Annotated in this window: 17 protein-coding genes and 1 pseudogene; 10 read left to right on the top strand and 8 right to left on the bottom strand. The window is 66.6% G+C overall.

Annotated elements, in window-relative coordinates:
• Positions 1 to 26: 26 nt before the first annotated feature.
• The 5 genes from N5J73_RS19065 to N5J73_RS19045 all read right to left on the bottom strand — a co-directional run bounded on the left by N5J73_RS19065 (position 27) and on the right by N5J73_RS19045 (position 4804).
• Positions 27 to 776: a cytochrome c1 gene (locus N5J73_RS19065; protein ID WP_032128878.1), complete on the bottom strand. Its 750-nt coding sequence runs from the start codon at positions 774 to 776 to the stop codon at positions 27 to 29.
• Positions 769 to 2028 (bottom strand): cytochrome bc complex cytochrome b subunit, encoded by a 1260-nt coding sequence (locus tag N5J73_RS19060; protein ID WP_032128877.1) that lies wholly within the window; start codon positions 2026 to 2028, stop codon positions 769 to 771. Before N5J73_RS19060 ends, N5J73_RS19065 begins: the two co-directional genes overlap by 8 nt.
• Entirely contained in the window at positions 2028 to 2648 is a 621-nt protein-coding gene (gene petA / locus N5J73_RS19055) for a ubiquinol-cytochrome c reductase iron-sulfur subunit (protein ID WP_010486121.1), read from the bottom strand. The genes N5J73_RS19060 and petA overlap by 1 nt, the downstream gene beginning before the upstream one ends.
• Before the next feature lie 220 nt (positions 2649 to 2868).
• On the bottom strand, positions 2869 to 3789 hold the full coding sequence (locus tag N5J73_RS19050) for a lytic transglycosylase domain-containing protein (RefSeq protein WP_049446472.1): 921 nt from the start codon (positions 3787 to 3789) through the stop codon (positions 2869 to 2871).
• A gap of 46 nt (positions 3790 to 3835) precedes the next feature.
• Positions 3836 to 4804, bottom strand: coding sequence for a WYL domain-containing protein (locus N5J73_RS19045; protein WP_049446470.1), 969 nt, complete (start codon positions 4802 to 4804; stop codon positions 3836 to 3838).
• 80 nt (positions 4805 to 4884) lie between these two features.
• On the opposite strand from N5J73_RS19045, the gene N5J73_RS19040 reads away from it, so the two are divergent.
• Together N5J73_RS19040 and miaB are read left to right on the top strand one after the other, a co-directional pair.
• Positions 4885 to 5505, top strand: coding sequence for a glutathione S-transferase (locus N5J73_RS19040; RefSeq protein ID WP_049446468.1), 621 nt, complete (start codon positions 4885 to 4887; stop codon positions 5503 to 5505).
• 195 nt (positions 5506 to 5700) lie between these two features.
• The gene (miaB, locus tag N5J73_RS19035; RefSeq protein WP_049446467.1) at positions 5701 to 7119 is read left to right on the top strand and encodes a tRNA (N6-isopentenyl adenosine(37)-C2)-methylthiotransferase MiaB; all 1419 of its coding nucleotides are present in this window, start codon (positions 5701 to 5703) and stop codon (positions 7117 to 7119) included.
• Positions 7120 to 7218: 99 nt separating this feature from the next.
• On the opposite strand, the gene N5J73_RS19030 is transcribed toward miaB, so the two are convergent.
• The 3 genes and pseudogenes from N5J73_RS19030 to N5J73_RS19020 form a co-directional block, all read right to left on the bottom strand.
• Positions 7219 to 8331 carry an ABC transporter permease gene (locus N5J73_RS19030; protein WP_049446465.1) on the bottom strand — a complete coding sequence of 371 codons (1113 nt, stop codon included), beginning with the start codon at positions 8329 to 8331 and terminating at the stop codon, positions 7219 to 7221.
• Positions 8328 to 9251: an ABC transporter ATP-binding protein gene (locus tag N5J73_RS19025; RefSeq protein WP_049446464.1), complete on the bottom strand. Its 924-nt coding sequence runs from the start codon at positions 9249 to 9251 to the stop codon at positions 8328 to 8330. Before N5J73_RS19025 ends, N5J73_RS19030 begins: the two co-directional genes overlap by 4 nt.
• Before the next feature lie 20 nt (positions 9252 to 9271).
• Positions 9272 to 10228: pseudogene (locus N5J73_RS19020) on the bottom strand (HlyD family efflux transporter periplasmic adaptor subunit).
• Positions 10229 to 10710: 482 nt separating this feature from the next.
• Here N5J73_RS19020 and N5J73_RS19015 point away from each other — a divergent pair.
• From N5J73_RS19015 to N5J73_RS18980, 8 genes are all read left to right on the top strand, one after another.
• Positions 10711 to 11697, top strand: a complete 987-nt coding sequence (locus N5J73_RS19015) for a PhoH family protein (RefSeq protein ID WP_049446462.1) — start codon at positions 10711 to 10713, stop codon at positions 11695 to 11697.
• Positions 11694 to 12179 (top strand): rRNA maturation RNase YbeY, encoded by a 486-nt coding sequence (ybeY, locus tag N5J73_RS19010; RefSeq protein ID WP_019659039.1) that lies wholly within the window; start codon positions 11694 to 11696, stop codon positions 12177 to 12179. Before N5J73_RS19015 ends, ybeY begins: the two co-directional genes overlap by 4 nt.
• A gap of 48 nt (positions 12180 to 12227) precedes the next feature.
• Complete coding sequence (locus tag N5J73_RS19005) at positions 12228 to 12836, top strand: hypothetical protein (protein WP_049446460.1); 609 nt, start codon at positions 12228 to 12230, stop codon at positions 12834 to 12836.
• A gap of 39 nt (positions 12837 to 12875) precedes the next feature.
• Positions 12876 to 13523: a hypothetical protein gene (locus N5J73_RS19000; RefSeq protein WP_234367999.1), complete on the top strand. Its 648-nt coding sequence runs from the start codon at positions 12876 to 12878 to the stop codon at positions 13521 to 13523.
• 27 nt (positions 13524 to 13550) lie between these two features.
• Entirely contained in the window at positions 13551 to 14108 is a 558-nt protein-coding gene (locus N5J73_RS18995; RefSeq protein ID WP_049446457.1) for a hypothetical protein, read from the top strand.
• Positions 14109 to 14172: 64 nt separating this feature from the next.
• Positions 14173 to 15054, top strand: a complete 882-nt coding sequence (locus tag N5J73_RS18990) for a transporter associated domain-containing protein (RefSeq protein WP_004151956.1) — start codon at positions 14173 to 14175, stop codon at positions 15052 to 15054.
• A complete protein-coding gene (locus N5J73_RS18985; RefSeq protein WP_049446455.1) occupies positions 15051 to 16316 on the top strand; it encodes a DUF4105 domain-containing protein in 1266 nt (421 codons plus the stop codon). Before N5J73_RS18990 ends, N5J73_RS18985 begins: the two co-directional genes overlap by 4 nt.
• Before the next feature lie 6 nt (positions 16317 to 16322).
• Positions 16323 to 17345 carry a magnesium and cobalt transport protein CorA gene (locus N5J73_RS18980; protein WP_049446453.1) on the top strand — a complete coding sequence of 341 codons (1023 nt, stop codon included), beginning with the start codon at positions 16323 to 16325 and terminating at the stop codon, positions 17343 to 17345.
• Positions 17346 to 17383: the final 38 nt, after the last annotated feature.

Raw genomic sequence — 17383 nt, 5'->3', positions numbered from 1 at the left:
GGCCCGTGCGATGGTGAGCGGCAGATTCAGTGAACGTCCTTCCAGTATTCCTTCTTCAACAGATACAGCAGGAAGGTCAGCAGGGCCAGGAACAGGATCACCCACACGCCCAGCTGCTGGCGCTTGAGCGCGGCCGGTTCGCCGGCATATTCGAGGAAGTTGGTGATGTCACGCACTGCCTGGTCGTACTGTCCGGCATCGACGTTGCCTGGCGTTTCCAGGCGCAGGCCGGTCACCGGCGGATCCATGCCCGGCGCCTCCGGCTTGCCATGCACGGCATGCTGCAGGCCCTGCATTTCCCACAGCGGGTTGGGCATGGACGCGTTGGCGAACAGCGCGTTGTTCCAGCCCAGCGGCCGGCTGCTGTCCAGGTAGAACGACTTGAGGTAGGTGTAGACCCAGTCACTGCCGCGCACACGCGCAATCAGGCTGAGGTCCGGTGGCATCTTGCCGAACCACTTCTCTGCGTTCTCCTTGGGCATCGCCACCGGGATCGGATCGCCGATCGCCGAGCCGGTGAAGTTGAGGTTGTTCATCACCTCCTCTTCGGTCAGGCCCAGGTCCTGCGCCATCCGCGAATAGCGCAGGTATTTCAGCGCGTGGCAGCCGGAGCAGTAGTTCATGTACAGCTGCGCGCCGCGCTGCAGCGAAGCGCGGTCTCCGAGGTCGTTGCCGGCCTGCAGCAGCTTGGTGCCGCCCTCGGCGGCGGAGGCCAGGAAACTGCCCAGCATCAGGGCGGCCGTCAGGGCCAGCCGGACCATCCAGCGTTCAGTCATGGGTGGTCACCCTCTCCGGTACCGGCTTGGTCCTGTCCAATCGTGTCCATAGCGGCATGGTGATGAAGAACGCGAAGTACAGGAAGGTCAGCACCCGCCCGATGTAGGTCTCGTGCACGTCGGTGCCGGGGCCGGAACCGATCACGCCCAGCCACACGAAGCACACCGCCAGCACGCCCAGCATCACCTTCGAGATCCAGCCGCGGTAGCGCACCGATTTCACCTTCGCCTTGTCCAGCCACGGCACCAGGAACAGGATCGCGATGGCCGAGAACATCACCAGCACGCCGCCCAGCTTGTTCGGTACCACGCGCAACATCGCGTAGTACGGCGTGTAGTACCAGACCGGCTTGATGTGTTCGGGGGTCACCAGGCGGTTGGCCTCGGTGAAGTTGTCGTGCTCCAGGAACAGGCCACCGAAACCCGGCGCGAAGAAGATGATGAAGGCGGCGATGATCAACAGGAAGCCGGCGCCGACGCCATCCTTGAGCGTGTAGTACGGGTGGAACGGAATGCCGTCGGCCGGTGCGTTCGGCGACCAGCGGTTGCCCTTGGGCCCCTTCTTGATCTCCACGCCGTCCGGGTTGTTCGACCCCACTTCATGCAGCGCACCCAGGTGCAGCACCACCAGCAACAGCAGCACCAGCGGCAGGGCGATGACGTGCAGTGCGAAGAAGCGGTTGAGCGTGGCGTCACTGGGCAGGTAGTCGCCCATGATCCATTCGGTCAGGCCGTTGCCGATCACCGGTATCGCGCCGAACAGCGAGATGATCACCTTGGCGCCCCAGAACGACATCTGGCCCCACGGCAGCACGTAGCCCATGAAGGCTTCGGCCATCAACACCAGGTAGATCAGCATGCCCAGGATCCACACCAGCTCGCGCGGCTTCTGGTAGCTGCCGTACAGCAGGCCACGGAACATGTGCAGGTAGACCACGATGAAGAACAGCGAGGCACCGGTGGAGTGCATGTAGCGGATCAGCCAGCCCCACTCCACATCACGCATGATGTATTCGATGGAGCCGAACGCCTCGGCGGCGTTGGTCTTGTAGTGCATCGTCAGGAAGATGCCGGTGACGATCTGGTTGACCAGCACCAGCAGCGCCAGCGAACCGAAGTAGTACCAGATGTTGAAGTTCTTCGGCGCGTAGTATTCGCTGACGTGCTTGCGGTAGACCGGCATCAGGCCGGGCGCGCGCGCGTTGACCCAGTCGGCCACGCCGCTGGCGGTACGGCTGAGGATATTGGCCATCAGGCAGCCCCCTGCGGATCGACACCGATGATGATGGTGTTGTCGTCCTGGTAGTGGTGCGCGGGCACCTTCAGGTTGATCGGCGCCGGCACGTCCTTGAAGACACGACCGGACATGTCGAAGCGCGACTTGTGGCAGGGGCAGAAGTAGCCGCCCTTCCACTGCGGGTCGTAGGGCTCAGGCCGGATCTCGGCGACCATTTCCGGCGAGCAGCCCAGGTGCGTGCACAGGCCGACCAGCACGGAGATATCCGGCTTGATCGAGCGCAGCTCGGGGTTCTGCTTCAGCACGTACTCCGGCTGCTGGTCCTTCTCGCCGGACTCGGGGTCCTTGAGACGGCCGTCCAGCCCGTGCAGCGCATCGAGGATCGCCTTGGACCGTTTGACGATCCAGATAGGCTGGCCACGCCATTCCACGATCAGGCGTTGGCCTTCCTGCAGGGCGCTGATGTCGGCCACCACCGGTGCGCCGGCAAGCTTGGCGCGGGCACTGGGGTTCCAGGATTTGATGAAAGGAACTGCGGTGAATCCGACGCCGACGGCGCCCACCACGGCTGTGGTGGCAGAAAGAAAACGCCGACGTCCGGTGTTGACTGGATCGTGTACCCCATCGTTGGCCATCCGGCACTCCGATATTGATTAGGTAGCTTTAAGGCTGCCAGCGGATCCGGTGGGGGCCAGAGCCGCATTGAATCACGGTCGAGTGTAGCGGAACCGTCGCGCGCCACACAACGCTCTTTGCAAGGAGTGCCGACTGACAGTCGGCACCTACCAGTTCAAGGGCGTGCCGACCAACAGTCGGCACCTGACATTCAAGGGTGCGCCGACCAAAGGTTGGCACCTACTGGTGACTCAGGGCGGTGCGGTAACGCTCGGCCAGCTGGCCGACCCGCCGCACGTAGTACTGGGTCTCGCTGTAGGGCGGCACGCCACCGTGGCGGTCGACCGCGCCTTCGCCAGCGTTGTAGCCGGCTGCGGCAAGGGTCAGATCGCCATTGAAGCGCTTCAACAACCACGCAAGATACTGTACGCCGCCGCGGATGTTCTGCCCGGCATCGTAGGAGTCACTGACCCCGAAGCGCGCTGCGGTTGGCGGCATCAGCTGCATCAGGCCCTGCGCACCAGCGCGACTGAGCGCGGTCGGGTTGTAGGCCGACTCGGCGTGGATGATGGCCCGCACCACCGCCTCTTCCACGCCGAACTCGCGCGCGGCCGAGGTGATCTCGGTCTGGAAGGCCGAGGTGTTCAGGCGCACGGTGCCGAAGTCCACGCGTGGATTGACCCCGCACGCGTAGCAGCGCTCCATGAAGCTGTAGCGGATGGTCCGCACCGGGCCGAGGTTGGCGACCTGGGTCGGGCGCGCACTGGTGTAGTGCCGCACGCCGTCCTTCATGAAGGAATAGACCTGGCCGCTGACCATGCGCCCGGCGCGCGAGGCGGCCGGCTGTGCCGGAGCAGCTGCGGGCGCGGGTGCAGGCGCAACCGTTGCCGGCGTTGCCGCGCTGGCGGCAACGGCAACCGGGTTGCGTTCGATGCTGGCAACCGTGGTCGGCGCTGGCCTGGGTGCGGCCACTACCGGACGCGGTGCCGGGCGGGTGTCCCGGCTGTAGCTGATGGTGCTGCAGCGCGCGCCAGCCACCCGCTTGCTCACATAGCTGGTGACGCCGTCAGCGCCCTGGCACTTGTACAGGGTTCCAGCGCTGGCCGGCGCAGCGGTCAGCGCAGCGATGATGATCGCCGTTGTCCCCAGTATCCCCTTCATGGCGGCGAGTGTCCCAGCTTCGCCTGGGCTTGCCAAGCGATGTGGCTCAGCCTGTGACCGGCGGCACAGCCAGCAGCTGGCCGAGGCCCGCCAGCCGCTGTGCCAGCTCGTCGCGCAGGCCCGGCGGGGTGGTCCAAAGCGCCACAGGTATGCGGTCCAGGCTGAGAATCTGCGCCAGCATCATGCCGCGGCTCTCGGCGCCCATGCGCAGCAGGCAGTGATCGGAGCCATCCGCTTCCAGTACTCCACACCATGGCGGGATGCGGCCTTCCAGCTCGGAATGACTGCCGGCCAGGCGGAGGATGGCCTGCAGCGCGAACGGCGCCTGGCTGACCGCCTGCCGCACCATCACATCCGGCGGCGCCGGCGTGCGCCGGTGCATACCCGGCTCGGAGCACTCGCGTACCGCGCCCATCCGGTCCACGCGCAGTGTGCGCCAGTCCTGCCGGCCCAGATCCCAGGCCAGCAGGTACCAGCGCCGCCCGTAATTGACCAGGTGCTGGGCCTCGACCTCGCGCTGGGTCACCGCCTCCTGCGCGCTGCGGTACTCGAAGGCCAGCCGGGACGCCTGCCGGCAGTGCTGGGCCAGCCGTCCGAGCAGGCGTGCGTCGGTGGACGGAAGGTCGGACAAGGTGGCCGTCGCTGCATGCACTTCGCCAGCCTGCTGCCGGCGACGGGTCGGTACCAGCGGGTCGAGCTTGGACAACAGACCGCGCGCGGTGTCGTCGATGCCAGCGACGGTCGCGGACGCGGCACGCAGGGCGATCGCCAGGGTGGTCGCCTCCTCCTCATCCAGCAGCATCGGCAGTACCGGTGCCCCCGCCCCCAGCTGGTAGCCGCCACCGACCCCGGACGAGGCCTGGACCGGATAGCCCAGTTCACGCAGTCGCTCGACATCACGGCGGATGCTGCGCCGGTCCACGCCCATGCGCTCGGCGAGCTCGGCCCCGGACCACTGGCGGCGGGCCTGCAGCAGGGCGATCAGGCGCAGCAGTCGATGGGCGGTATGGCGCATGAAGGATCGAGGACAGAAGTCGTCCGCAATAGTGCCTCAGGATGACCTCCAGTTCACCACCCACCGCAAGGAGCAATGCCATGAATTCACGCCGGATCACCCTGTACCACGCCGCCCGTTCCCGCTCGAGCGGCGCGGTGGCCCTGCTCGAAGCGCTGGGTGCCGACTACCACATGCAGGTGCTGGACCTGAAGGCCGGCGCCAACCTGGCCCCGGCCTACCTGGCCATCAACCCGATGGGCAAGGTGCCGGCCATCGTCCACAACGGCGCGCTGGTGACCGAGCAGGTGGCGATCTACCTGTACCTGGCCGACCTGTACCCGGAAGCCGGGCTGGCCCCGCCGATCGGCGATGCCCTGCGCGGCCCTTACCTGCGCTGGATGGCCTTCTACGGCGCCTGTTTCGAGCCGGCGATGATCGACAAGGCGATGCATCGCGAGCCGCCGCCGCGCCTGATGTCGCCGTACAACGATGCGGAGACCGTGCTGCAGGTGGTCGAGGCCCAGCTGGCGCAGGGCCCGTACCTGCTCGGCGAGGTCATGAGCGCCGCCGATGTGCTGTGGGGCAATGCGCTGGACTGGACCACGGCCTTTGGCCTGGTACAGCCTGCAGCAGCCACGGCTGACTACATCGCACGGATGAGCGCGATGACCGCGTTCGACCGTTCGCGGCAGATCGATGCGGAGCTGGTGGCGGCGTAAGGCGCCGGCTGGGCTTCCTTTGTAGCGCCGAGCCCACGCTCGGCTGCTCTTCCTGCTTCCCATGGGGCAGCCAGGCATGGCCTGGCTCTACTGAAACCAGCCGAGCGTGGGCTCGGCGCTACAAAGGGCGCGGCGGGTGGCGCGGGATGCGGGTAGAATTGCTGGCTTTCCCGCCACCCGAATGGATTAAGCGCCATGACCGGGACGCCAGACGTCTTTCCGCCCGCCACCCCGGGCGGTACCCCGCTCGTTGCCCTGCCCGCCGGTCCGCGCAAGCCCGACCAGGTCAAGGGCAAGCTGTACATCAAGACCCACGGTTGCCAGATGAACGAGTACGACTCGGCGAAGATGGCCGACGTGCTTGCCGCCAGCGATGGCCTGGAACTGACCGACAGCCCGGACGACGCCGACGTCATCCTGGTCAACACCTGCTCCATCCGCGAAAAAGCGCAGGAGAAGGTGTTCAGCCAGCTGGGCGTGTGGAAGGGCCTGAAGAACAAAGGCCGCGAGGTCATCATCGGCGTGGGCGGCTGCGTCGCCTCGCAGGAAGGCGAAGCGATCATCAAGCGCGCGCCGTTCGTCGACCTGGTGTTCGGCCCGCAGACCCTGCACCGCCTGCCGGAGCTGATCCGCGCCCGGCGTGAGCAGAAGCGTCCGCAGGTAGACATCAGCTTCCCCGAGATCGAGAAGTTCGACCGCCTGCCGGAACCGCGCGCCGAAGGCGCTTCGGCGTTCGTGTCGATCATGGAAGGCTGTTCCAAGTACTGCTCGTTCTGCGTGGTGCCCTACACCCGCGGCACCGAAGTCAGCCGCCCGTTCGAGGACGTGGTGGTGGAGGTGGCGCAGTTGGCTGCACAGGGCGTGCGCGAGATCAACCTGCTCGGCCAGAACGTCAACGCCTATCGTGGTCCCTATGGCGACGGCGAGTTCGCCGACCTCGGCCTGCTGATCCGTACCATCGCCGAGATCGATGGGGTCGGCCGCATCCGCTTCACCACCTCGCACCCGCTGGAATTCAGCGACTCGCTGATCGACGCGTTCCGCGACGTCCCGCAGCTGGCCAACTTCCTGCATCTGCCGGTGCAGGCCGGCAGCGACCGCGTGCTGTCGGCGATGAAGCGTGGTTACACCGCGCTGGAATTCAAGTCGAAGATCCGCAAGCTGCGCGCGGTGCGCCCGGACATCTCGATCAGCTCGGACTTCATCGTCGGCTTCCCCGGCGAGACCGATGCCGATTTCGAGAAGACCATGAAGCTGATCGAGGACATCGGCTTCGACCACAGCTTCTCCTTCATCTATTCGCGTCGCCCGGGCACCCCGGCTGCGGACCTGGAGGACACCATCAGCGATGCCGAGAAGCACGCGCGCCTGTCGCGCCTGCAGGAGCGCATCAATGCGCATGCCGCCGGCATTTCCCAGAAGATGGTCGGCACCGTGCAGACCGTGCTGGTGGAAGGGCCCTCGCGCAAGAACCCGAACGAGCTGACCGGCAAGACCGAGAACATGCGTTCGGTGAACTTCCCGGCGCCGGCACGCCTGATCGGCCAGTTCGTGGACGTGGTGATCACCGAAGCGCTGACCAATTCGCTGCGCGCGCGGGTGGTGGCGGAATAAGGTGTGCCGACCAACGGTCGGCACCCACCGGAATTGATGCCGACCAACGGTCGGCACCTGCCGGGGTAGTTGTGGATGCCGACCGTTGGTCGGCATGCATTAATCCAATCGTTTGCGGAAACGCAGGATCGCCAACGTCATCATCACCACGATGAAGGCCAGCAGCTCCAGCGCGTCGTGCCACAGCTCCCACAGCGAGGCGCCGCGCAGCATGATGCCGCGCACCAGGCGCAGGAAGTGGGTCAGCGGCAGCACTTCGGCCAGCCATTGCACCGGCCGCGGCATGCCCGCGAACGGGAACATGAAGCCCGACAGCAGGATCGACGGCAGGAACAGGAACAGCGTCATCTGCATCGCCTGGAACTGCGAGCGCGCGCGCGTGGAGATCAGCAGGCCCAGCGCCAGGTTGGCAAGCACCAGCAGCACCGCGGCCAGATAGATGTCCAGCAGGCTGCCGCGGATCGGCACCTGGAACAGCCAGGTGCCCAGCACCAGCACCAGGGTGGTCTGCAGCAGGCCGATGGCTGCATAGGGCAGCACTTTGCCGACCATCAGTTCGCTGCGCGACACCGGCGTGGCGATCAGCAGTTCCATGTTGCCGCGCTCGCGTTCGCGCACCACCGCCACCGCCGTGAACATCACCAGGGTCATGGTCAGGATCACCCCGATCAGGCCCGGCACGATGTTCACCGCCGAGCGCCGCTGCGGGTTGTAGAAACTGGTCACGCTGACAGGACCACTGGCGATGCTGCCTTCGCGCAGGGGACGGGTGTTGCTGGTCGGGCGCGTATCCAGCGGCACCTGCGCCAGCTGGATCGCTGCGCTCTGCACCACGGTGTCGCTGCCATCGACCAGTACCTGCACCGCTTCGCGACCGTCGAAGCGGCGACGTTCGAAGTCGGCTGGCACCACGATGCCGACACTGATCTCGCCACGGCGCAGCGCCTGCATCAGCTGGTCGGGCGTATAGGCTTCGCTGCGCGGCGTGATCACGCCGGTGGCGACCATGTCCTGCACCACCGCGCGCGAGGCGGCACTGTTGGCCTGGTCGGCGACACCGGCGTCGAGGTGGCGCAGGTTGAGATTGATCGCATAGCCGAACAGCAGCAGCTGCATCACCGGAATGCCGACGATCATCGCCAGCGAGATGCGGTCGCGGCGCAGCTGCCGCAGCTCCTTGAGCATGATCGCCCACAGCCGGCGCAGGTTCATGCCGCCGGCTCCCGGCCTCGCCCGCGGGTAGCAGCGACGAACACGTCTTCCAGATTCGGCGCCACCGCCTCGAAGTGAGCCTGCGGATCGGCGCTGACCAGCGCGCGCCGCAACGCTGGCGTATCGGCGGCCCCCTCGCTGCACAACACGCGCAGCTGGGTACCGATCTGCGCCACGCTCAGCACGCCGGGCAGCTCGGACAATGCGCGGCTGGCCTGGCGCGGCTGCGCCGACGTGACCTGCAACGTGCGGCCGTCCAGCCGTGCACACAGTTCGGCCGGCGTGCCATCGGCGACCAGCGCACCACGATCCAGGATCGCCAGCCGGTGGCAGCGCTCGGCCTCGTCCATGTAGTGGGTCGATACCAACACGGTGGTACCGGCGTCGGCAAGTTCAAACAGGGCCTCCCAGAAATCGCGGCGCGATTCGGGATCAACGGCGCTGGTCGGCTCGTCCAGGAACAGCAGTTCGGGCGAATGCACGACGGCACCCGCCAGGGCGAGGCGCTGCTTCTGCCCACCACTGAGCGTGCCGGCCAGTTGTGGTTGGCGGTCCTGCAACCGGTACTGCTGCAGCAAACTGTCGACCCGCTGCCGGGCCTGCGCGCGTGGCAGGTCCTGGATGGCGGCGAGGAATTCCAGGTTCTCGCGTACCGACAGGTCTTCGTACAGCGAGAAGCGCTGGGTCATGTAGCCGATGCGACGGCGCAGCGCTTCGGCCTGCTCGGGAACCGCCAGCCCCAGCACCTGGATCTGCCCGGCGCTCGGTTCCAGCAGGCCGCACAGCATGCGGATGGTGGTCGACTTGCCCGACCCGTTCGGGCCCAGGAAGCCATAGACCTGCCCACGCGGCACGGTCAGGTCGACATTGTCCACGGCCAGCAGATCGCCGAAGCGGCGGGTCAGGCCCTGCGCATGCACCGCGATGTCCGCACCGGTGTTCAGAAGCGCACCTGCACCGGCAGCCCGGCCGGCAGCTTCTGCATGTCGGTGGCTTCGGTCACTTCGATTTCAGCCAGGTAGCTCAGGCGCTCGACGTCGTCGCCGGTCAGCGCGTAGTACGGGGTGAACGACGGTTCGCTGCGGATCGATCGCACGCGCCCCTTCAGCACCGTGCTCCGACCCTCCAGCTGTATCTGCGCGGCCTGACCGACCTTTACCTGCAGGCGCAGCGGCTGCGGCAGGTAGACGCGCGCATAGGGACGCTCACCGACCAGCATCACCGCCAACGGCGCACCGATCGGCGCCTGGTCGCCCTGTCGGTAGGGCAAGGCATCGACCACACCATCGCGCGGTGCACGCAGCCGCAGCTTCTGCAGGTTCACGCCCTGCACCACCTGCTACGCGCGCGCGGCATCGGCCGCGGCCTTGCCCTGGGTGATGTCCTGCGCACGGCTGCCGTGCACCCGCTCCAGCCAAGCCTGCTCGGCCGCGCGCGCACTAGCCTCGGCGTTGCCGGCGGCGGCCCGCGCACGGTCCAGTTCAGCAGCAGCGACCAGCTGCTGGCGTGCCAGCGGCTGCACCCGGCGATAGTAGGCGCTGGCTTCGACGGCCTGGGCGCGAAGCGCGGCGAGCTGGGCCTCGGCCTGGGCAATCTGTTCGTTGCGCGGGCCGATCTCCAGCGCTTCCAGCTGTGCCTGCGCGCGCAGCGTATCGGCCTGTGCGGCAGCGAACTGCGCGTCGCCACGGGCGGGATCAAGCTGCATCAACACGGTGCCCGCCTTGACCGGCTGACCTTCGCGCACCTCCACTGCAGCGATCACTTCGGCCGCCAGTGCCGGCACCGTGATCCGGTCCCACTCCAGCGTTCCCAGCGCAGTCGGCGTTGACTGCCCACATCCCGCCAGCAGGCCGATGCCCACCAGTCCGATTCCACGCATCCCGTTGCCGATGCCCATGCCATCCCCTCCAGCGACGGCGACACGGTGCCATGTGCCCCGTGCACCCTCAATGATTCCGATCAGCCCTGACGGTTTTTTCACCACGTGCGGGCAAGCCTTTTGCTGCAAGGCTCCGCACCACCTATCCACAGGTTGATTCGGCATCATTCCACAACCATTGTGGAAATCCGGCAGGACGTGGCGTTGTTGCTCGCCCGGCAACGAAACCTGCACTGCCATCACGATGAATGCTCCCGTGCAGGCCACCCGCGGCAGTGCTGCGGCAGCGACGAGCGACCATGACGCTTTTTTCACCAGGACCTCATGGGCCTTGTGGCACAAGCATTGCGAAGGTCTATCCACAGGTTTCCGCGCGCCCCGTCCACACCGGGTGTGGAAAACGCTGTATCGACCGTCTGCTGGCCGTGTGCCCCGCACGCGCGCTACCCTTGTCCTCCCTGAATACACTGCGGTGGAAGGCGTCCGCCCCACCCCAAGCAATGAAAAGCATCGATCATCGAGACTTCACCCTGTCGCCGGAAGACAACGAGCGGCTGGCCAACCTGTGCGGCCCCTTCGATGGCCATCTGCGCCAGATAGAGCTGAAGCTCGGCGTGGAGATCGCCAATCGTGGCTTCGTGTTCCGCATCAGCGGGCCCAGTGAGGCCATCGTCGAGGCGCAGAAGCTGGTTGAAGCGCTGTACGCCGAAGCCGCCGAAACCACCTTCGACAACCACGCCATCCATCTGCGCCTGGCGCAGGCCAATGTCGATCAGATCGCCGAGCGCTCCTATGAAGCGCAGGACGTGGCGATCAAGGTCAAGCGCGGCACGGTGCGCGGCCGCGGCGCCAACCAGGGCCGCTACCTGCACCAGATCGCCACCCACGACATCAACTTCGGCATCGGCCCGGCCGGTACCGGCAAGACCTTCCTGGCCGTGGCCAGCGCGGTCGAAGCACTGAACGAATCGCGGGTGCAGCGCCTGATCCTGGTGCGTCCGGCGGTGGAGGCCGGCGAGAAGCTGGGCTTCCTGCCCGGCGACCTGAGCCAGAAGGTCGATCCCTACCTGCGACCGCTGTACGACGCCCTGTACGAGATGATGGGCGTGGAGAAGGTGGTCAAGCTGCTGGAGAAGAACGTCATCGAGATCGCGCCGCTGGCCTACATGCGCGGCCGCACGCTCAACGATGCGTTCGTGATCCTGGACGAAGCACAGAACACCACCATCGAGCAGATGAAGATGTTCCTGACCCGCCTGGGTTACGGCTCCACTGCGGTGGTCACCGGTGACCTGACCCAGACCGACCTGCCCAAGCACGTGAAGTCCGGCCTGCGCGACGCCATCGACGTGCTGCGTGAAGTCGAGGGCGTCAGCTTCACCTTCTTCGAATCCCGTGACGTGGTCCGCCACCCGCTGGTCGCGCGCATCGTGAGCGCCTACGACCGCCGCGACCTGCATCAGATCCAACCAGGAGCAACTCCATGACCCGTGGCCCCGTGCGACTGGACGTCGCCGTCAGTTATGCCCTGCCACGTGCCGGCCTGCCGGCGGCAGTGAGCTTCCGCAAGTGGGTGGCCGCCGCGCTGAAGGGCCGCATCCGCGAGGCCGATCTGGCCATCCGCGTGGTCGATGCCAAGGAAGGACAGTCGCTGAACCGCCATTACCGCGGCAAGGACTACGCGACCAACGTGCTCAGCTTCCCGGCCGAAGTGCCCGAAGGCCTGCCCAAGGGCGTCAAGTTCCCGCTGCTGGGTGACCTGGTGATCTGCGCACCGGTGGTGGCACGGGAGGCCGACGAGCAGGGCAAGGCGCTCAACGCCCACTACGCGCACCTGACCGTGCACGGCGTACTGCACCTGCTCGGCTGGGACCACGAGGATGACAAGGAAGCCGAGGCGATGGAGCAGCTCGAGCGCGACATCCTGGCCGAGCTCGGCATCGCCGATCCCTACGCGGGCGAGCGCTGACACCGGGTTCTGTTCCGAACCCACGCACTCACGGAAGAGGAGCGCAGCATGACCCTGGCCGCACTTGTGCTTGCCGTGCTACTGCAGTCCGCGGCAGGCCTGATGCCCGATCCTGACCGTCCCTCACCGTTCCCCACCAGCGACAGCGAGGCCGACATCGCCGCAAAGATCGCCGAACTACGGGCGTTCTTCGGCAGCAGCGAGCGCGACACCCGCAATATCGTCGCCACTGCCCAGCAACGGGCGCTGATCGAGCGCCTGGAAGCGCGGCACGCGGCACGTCTGGCCGGCATCTGGGTGGACAATGCGAGGGGCTGGAACGTTGTGGTGCGACTGACAGGCGCCGCAGCCGAGGCCGATGAGACACATCCAGGGGCGGATGGTCCGCAACGCGTGCGCTACATCACCGGCGCCGCGATGACCGAAGCGGAGATGCAGCGCCGCCTGCACACACAGCGGGACTGGCTGCTGGCCCAGCTGCCCGACCTGTTCGGCTATAGCCTGGACGTCAAGGCCGGAGAGCTGGAGGTTGAGCTGCGGGATACCCCAGCCAACCGCGCGACGGCGGCGGCCGTACGCGACCACCTGCAGGTGCAGCTGGGCTACCCGGTCAGGCTGCGCTGGTACCCAGCGACCACGCGCTGGAATCCGCCTTGACTGCGCCCGGGCTGGAACGCCCGCCCATGCGCTGCGCTATTGTTCAACACCGGCCAGGACGCGGAAGGAAAAAGGATGAACCCAGGGTACGGTTTCACGACGATCATGGTGGCTGCCGGTCTTTTCGCCACTCTCCTGGTGCTGGGCGCGCATGCCGTGCGCCGTGTCAGTGCACGCGACCCCAGCGGGCAGCACTGGCTGCTGCGCACGCTGGCACTGCTGTCACCGGCGTGCGTCATTGCCAGTCTGGCGGTCGGCGTGATCGGGCCTCAGCTGCTGCAACAGCGGCACGGAATGAGCACCACGATGGGCCTGGTGACGAGCGCGCTGCTGCTGATGCTGATGGGCGCGCTCACCGCGCCGGTGGCCTGGCGCGTGGTGGTCCAGCAGCGCCTGCGGCGCTCAGCGGCGACCTTGCCGTTCTTCCATGCGTCAACCGCCTCACTCTGGCTGTTGTACGCGCTCTGCGCGATGTACATGCCACTGGCGAAGGCCGCCGAACCGGCACTGATGCCCTGGTTCGAACAATCGGGCCTGCTGCCGTTGGCGGCCCGCGGATTGGTCACGGTCCTCCACGCTTCGATGCAGGCGGTGCTGCTCACCCTGCCGGTGATGGGGCTACGCGCCCTGCTGACCCGCGGCAGCCGCAGCAGCAAGGCTGAGAACCCGCCCCCGTCACCGTTATGATGTCCGGCCCGCCTGCGGAACCTGCCCGTGTCCCTGCGTTGCTGCCTGCCCCTGCTGTGTGCCTTTGCGGTGCCTTCGGCCCTCGCCTCCAGTCTTGACCTGCCGGCCCTGATCGAATGCCGCCAGGGGGTGGCCGAGCAGGCCGCGCTGGCGCCGCTGCTGGCCGATCCGCTGAAGGCCGTGGCCCAGGGCCTGCAGCCGCTGCCGCAAGGCAACCAGTTCATGAGCGAGTACCGGCTGGCCAGCCCGATCACCGTCTTCGGGCAACAGACCGAGCGGGTGGCGGTGGCCGGCGCCAGCATCATGGCCGTCCTCGACCAGGCCGACCCACGCCCGCTGGCAAAGCGCCTGGCACTGGAGACCGCCTACGACCAGGACGGCAAGTTCATGGCCGGCCGCGAGCTGGTCAGCCGCGACGTGACCGACCCGAAGACCGGCGAGGCCCAGATCGAGTCGATCATCCTCAGCGTCTCCACCGTGGCCTCCCACCCTGGCAAGACTCTGGCCGGCTGCACCTACAGCCTGGACCTGCCCGAGGAGGAGCCGGCCCCTACCGCCCCTGCCCCGGCCACCGGCAGTCACTGACAGGCCGTCACATCCTGCTAGACTTGGGCCAACGCCCGGCCTGCCGGGTGCCTTTTTTCCAGAGATGTCAGAAGACGACAGTAGTAGCTCCCCTGCGGAGCACAGTGAAAAGAAGCGCGGCTGGCTTGAACGCCTGACCTCCGCCTTCTCCGGCGAACCCCATACCCGCGACGAGCTGGTCGCTGTCCTGCACACCGCGCAGGAAGAGGGTCTGATCGCCGCCGATACCCTGAAGATGATGGAAGGCGCCATTTCGGTGGCCGAGCTGACCGTGGGCGACGTGATGATTTCGCGCTCGCAGATGGTCTCGCTGCCGGTTGAAGCGCCCTTCCTGGAACTGATGAAGCAGGTGGTCGAATCCGGCCATTCACGCTTCCCGGTGCACGGCGAGAACAAGGACGACATCCTTGGCATCCTGCTGGCCAAGGACCTGCTGCGCGGCGTGGTTGCCGACAACGGCCCGGCCAACGTGCGTGAGCTGCTGCGCCCAGCGGTGCTGATCCCGGAGGCGAAGAAGCTCAACGTGCTGCTCAAGGAGTTCCGCCTGTCGCGCAACCACATGGCCATCGTGGTCGACGAGTACGGCGGTGTCGCCGGCCTGGTCACCATCGAAGACGTGCTGGAACAGATCGTCGGCGACATCGACGACGAGCATGACGAAGCTGAAGATCCCTCGGCACAGATCGCCATCCAGTCCGACGGCCAGTACGTGGTCGACGCGCTGACCCCGATCGGCGACTTCAACGAGCGATTCGGCGCGACGTTCTCCGACGAGGACTACGACACCATCGGCGGCCTGGTCACCGAGGCCGTGGGCCATCTACCGGAAGTCGGTGACGAGCTGGCGCTGGACCGTTTCATGTTCCGCGTGGCCCGCGCCGATGCGCGCCGGGTGCAGGCCTTCCACGTGACCGTGCTGCCGCCGGACGCGCAGGACGACGCTTGAAGCGCCGCGGCCTGATCCTCATGGTGTGGCTGGCACTGTGCGTGCTGGCCATGGCCCTGCCGCTGGCCGCCTTCGCGCAGCCGGCGGCAGCCACGCCTGCACCAACTGCACCAACTGCACCCAGCGCCAGCACCGAGGTTCCTGCCCCGCGCATCGGCGTGGTGACCATGCAGCCCGGCACGGTGTTCTTCGAACGCTTCGGCCATGACGCCATCGTGGTGCTTGATCCGGTCAGCGGCGAGGCAACTTCGTACAACTTCGGCTACTTCGACCCGTCCGAGGACGATTTCATCAGCCGCTTCGCACGCGGCGACATGATGTATTACCTGGTGGCGCTGCCGCTGCAGCAGGATCTGTCGTACTACGACGAGACCGGCCGCGGCGCCAACGTGCAGTGGCTGGACCTGCGCCCCGACCAGGCACGTGCGCTGGCTGCAGATCTGGCCGAGCGGGCCAAGCCGGAAAACGCGCGCTACCACTACGACTACTACACCGCCAACTGCGCCACGATGGTGCGCGACACCCTCGACAAGGCATTGGGTGGCGGCCTGCAGTCGCAGCTGGCCGGGCGCTCGCGTGGCAATACCTACCGCAGTGAATCGGTCCGCTTGGCGTCGCCGGCACCGTGGATGTGGCTGGGCTTCGATGTAGGCCTCGGACCGTTCGCCGACCAGCCGCTGTCGCGCTGGCAGGAAGCCTTCGTGCCGATGCGCCTGGCCGATGCGCTGCGCCAGGCACGCAACAGCGATGGGCGTCCGCTGGTGCAGTCCGAACAGGAGCTGCTGCCGCACCGCATCGATCCGGAGCCGAAGGAGTTCGCACGCCGCTGGTGGCCGTGGCTGCTGTGCGGCCTGGTGATCGCCGCTGGCGTGCTGGCGCTGCGCAACCGCCCGCGCCTGCTGGCGGGGCTGGCACTGCCATTCTGGCTGCTGTGCGCCCTGTTGGGTGGCGTGCTGGTGTTCCTGTGGGGCTTCAGCATCCACTACGCCGCTTGGGCCAACCGCAACCTGCTGCTGCTCTCGCCGCTGGCGGTGCTGCTGCTGCCGGGCGCGATCGCCCTGCTGCGTCGGCGCGTGCCGGGCCGCATGTTCAGGATCGTGCTGTGGCTGCTGGCGGTACAGGCAGTGGCCGCGCTGGTGCTGCACTGGCTGAGCCTGCAGGCACAGTACAACGTGCAGTGGATCGTGCTGCTGCTGCCGGTGCACGTGGCGCTGGCCTGGGTGCTCGGGCGCCGTCCTCACTTGTCCGAAACACAGCCCTGACGCACGATGGCGGGCATGTCATTGCCCGCCTCCGCTTCCGCCCCTGCTTCGGCCAACCCCGCCTGCGTCATCAACTGCGTCCACTACGATGACGAAGGCAAACGCCACGACATCAGCCTGGACGCCATCAGCGATGTCATTGCCAGTGGCAATGGTTTCGTCTGGGTTGGCCTGTACGACCCCAACGACGATGTACTGCTGAAACTGCAGGAGGAATTCTGCCTGCACGACCTGGCCATCGAAGATGCGCGCAACGCGCACCAGCGGCCAAAGGTCGAGACCTACGGCAATTCGATGTTCGTGGTGGTGACCACCGCGCAGATGGTCGACGAGCGCATCCAGTACGGCGAAACCCATGCTTTCCTCGGCCCGCGCTTCCTGGTGACGGTGCGTCATGGCGCCTCGCTGTCCTACGCACCGGTGCGTGCGCGTGTCGAACGAGAGCCGCAGCTGCTGAAGATGGGCCCCTCGTACTGCCTGTACGCGGTGGCCGACTTCGTGGTCGACAACTACCTGCCGATCGTGCACCGCTTCCGCGACACCCTGGACCTGCTGGAAAAGGACATCTTTGCGGACAACTACAAGCGCAGCACCGTGGTGCGGCTGTACGAACTCAAGCGCGAACTGAACAAGATGCGGATGGCGGTGGCGCCACTGCAGGATGTACTGGCGCAGCTGCGCCGCTATCAGGGCGAACTGATCCCCGACGAAGTGAAGCTGTACATCCGCGACGTGCACGACCATGCAGTACGCATCAGCGATGTGATCGACACCCTGCGCGAGATGCTGGGCACCGCACTGAGCGTCAACCTGTCGCTGGTGACGCTGGCGCAGGGCGAGACGGTCAAGCGGCTGGGTGCATGGGCGGCGCTGCTGGCGGCGCCGACGCTGATCACCAGCTGGTATGGCATGAACTTCAGCCACATGCCGGAGTTGAACCAACCCTGGGCCTACCCGCTGATGATTGTTGGCGTGGGTGGCGTGTGCGTGGGCCTGTACCGGTTGTTCAAGCGCGCGAAGTGGTTGTAGCGCGTATCGACCAACGGTCGATACCCACCACACCGGTA

The organism is Stenotrophomonas sp. GD03654 (assembly GCF_029845105.1).
In the GTDB taxonomy this organism is placed as follows: domain Bacteria; phylum Pseudomonadota; class Gammaproteobacteria; order Xanthomonadales; family Xanthomonadaceae; genus Stenotrophomonas; species Stenotrophomonas africana.
Note: the sequence above shows the minus strand (reverse complement) of the source record. Positions and strands in the feature narration are given on the sequence as shown.

Excerpts from the sequence above, each read along its gene's own strand:
- N5J73_RS19065 (WP_032128878.1), bottom strand. The coding sequence starts at position 776 with ATGACTGAACGCTGGATGGTCCGGCTGGCCCTGACGGCCGCCCTGATG.
- N5J73_RS19060 (WP_032128877.1), bottom strand. The coding sequence starts at position 2,028 with ATGGCCAATATCCTCAGCCGTACCGCCAGCGGCGTGGCCGACTGGGTC.
- petA (WP_010486121.1), bottom strand. The coding sequence starts at position 2,648 with ATGGCCAACGATGGGGTACACGATCCAGTCAACACCGGACGTCGGCGT.
- N5J73_RS19050 (WP_049446472.1), bottom strand. The coding sequence starts at position 3,789 with ATGAAGGGGATACTGGGGACAACGGCGATCATCATCGCTGCGCTGACC.
- N5J73_RS19045 (WP_049446470.1), bottom strand. The coding sequence starts at position 4,804 with ATGCGCCATACCGCCCATCGACTGCTGCGCCTGATCGCCCTGCTGCAG.
- N5J73_RS19040 (WP_049446468.1), top strand. The coding sequence starts at position 4,885 with ATGAATTCACGCCGGATCACCCTGTACCACGCCGCCCGTTCCCGCTCG.
- miaB (WP_049446467.1), top strand. The coding sequence starts at position 5,701 with ATGACCGGGACGCCAGACGTCTTTCCGCCCGCCACCCCGGGCGGTACC.
- N5J73_RS19030 (WP_049446465.1), bottom strand. The coding sequence starts at position 8,331 with ATGAACCTGCGCCGGCTGTGGGCGATCATGCTCAAGGAGCTGCGGCAG.
- N5J73_RS19015 (WP_049446462.1), top strand. The coding sequence starts at position 10,711 with ATGAAAAGCATCGATCATCGAGACTTCACCCTGTCGCCGGAAGACAAC.
- ybeY (WP_019659039.1), top strand. The coding sequence starts at position 11,694 with ATGACCCGTGGCCCCGTGCGACTGGACGTCGCCGTCAGTTATGCCCTG.
- N5J73_RS19005 (WP_049446460.1), top strand. The coding sequence starts at position 12,228 with ATGACCCTGGCCGCACTTGTGCTTGCCGTGCTACTGCAGTCCGCGGCA.
- N5J73_RS18990 (WP_004151956.1), top strand. The coding sequence starts at position 14,173 with ATGTCAGAAGACGACAGTAGTAGCTCCCCTGCGGAGCACAGTGAAAAG.
- N5J73_RS18980 (WP_049446453.1), top strand. The coding sequence starts at position 16,323 with ATGGCGGGCATGTCATTGCCCGCCTCCGCTTCCGCCCCTGCTTCGGCC.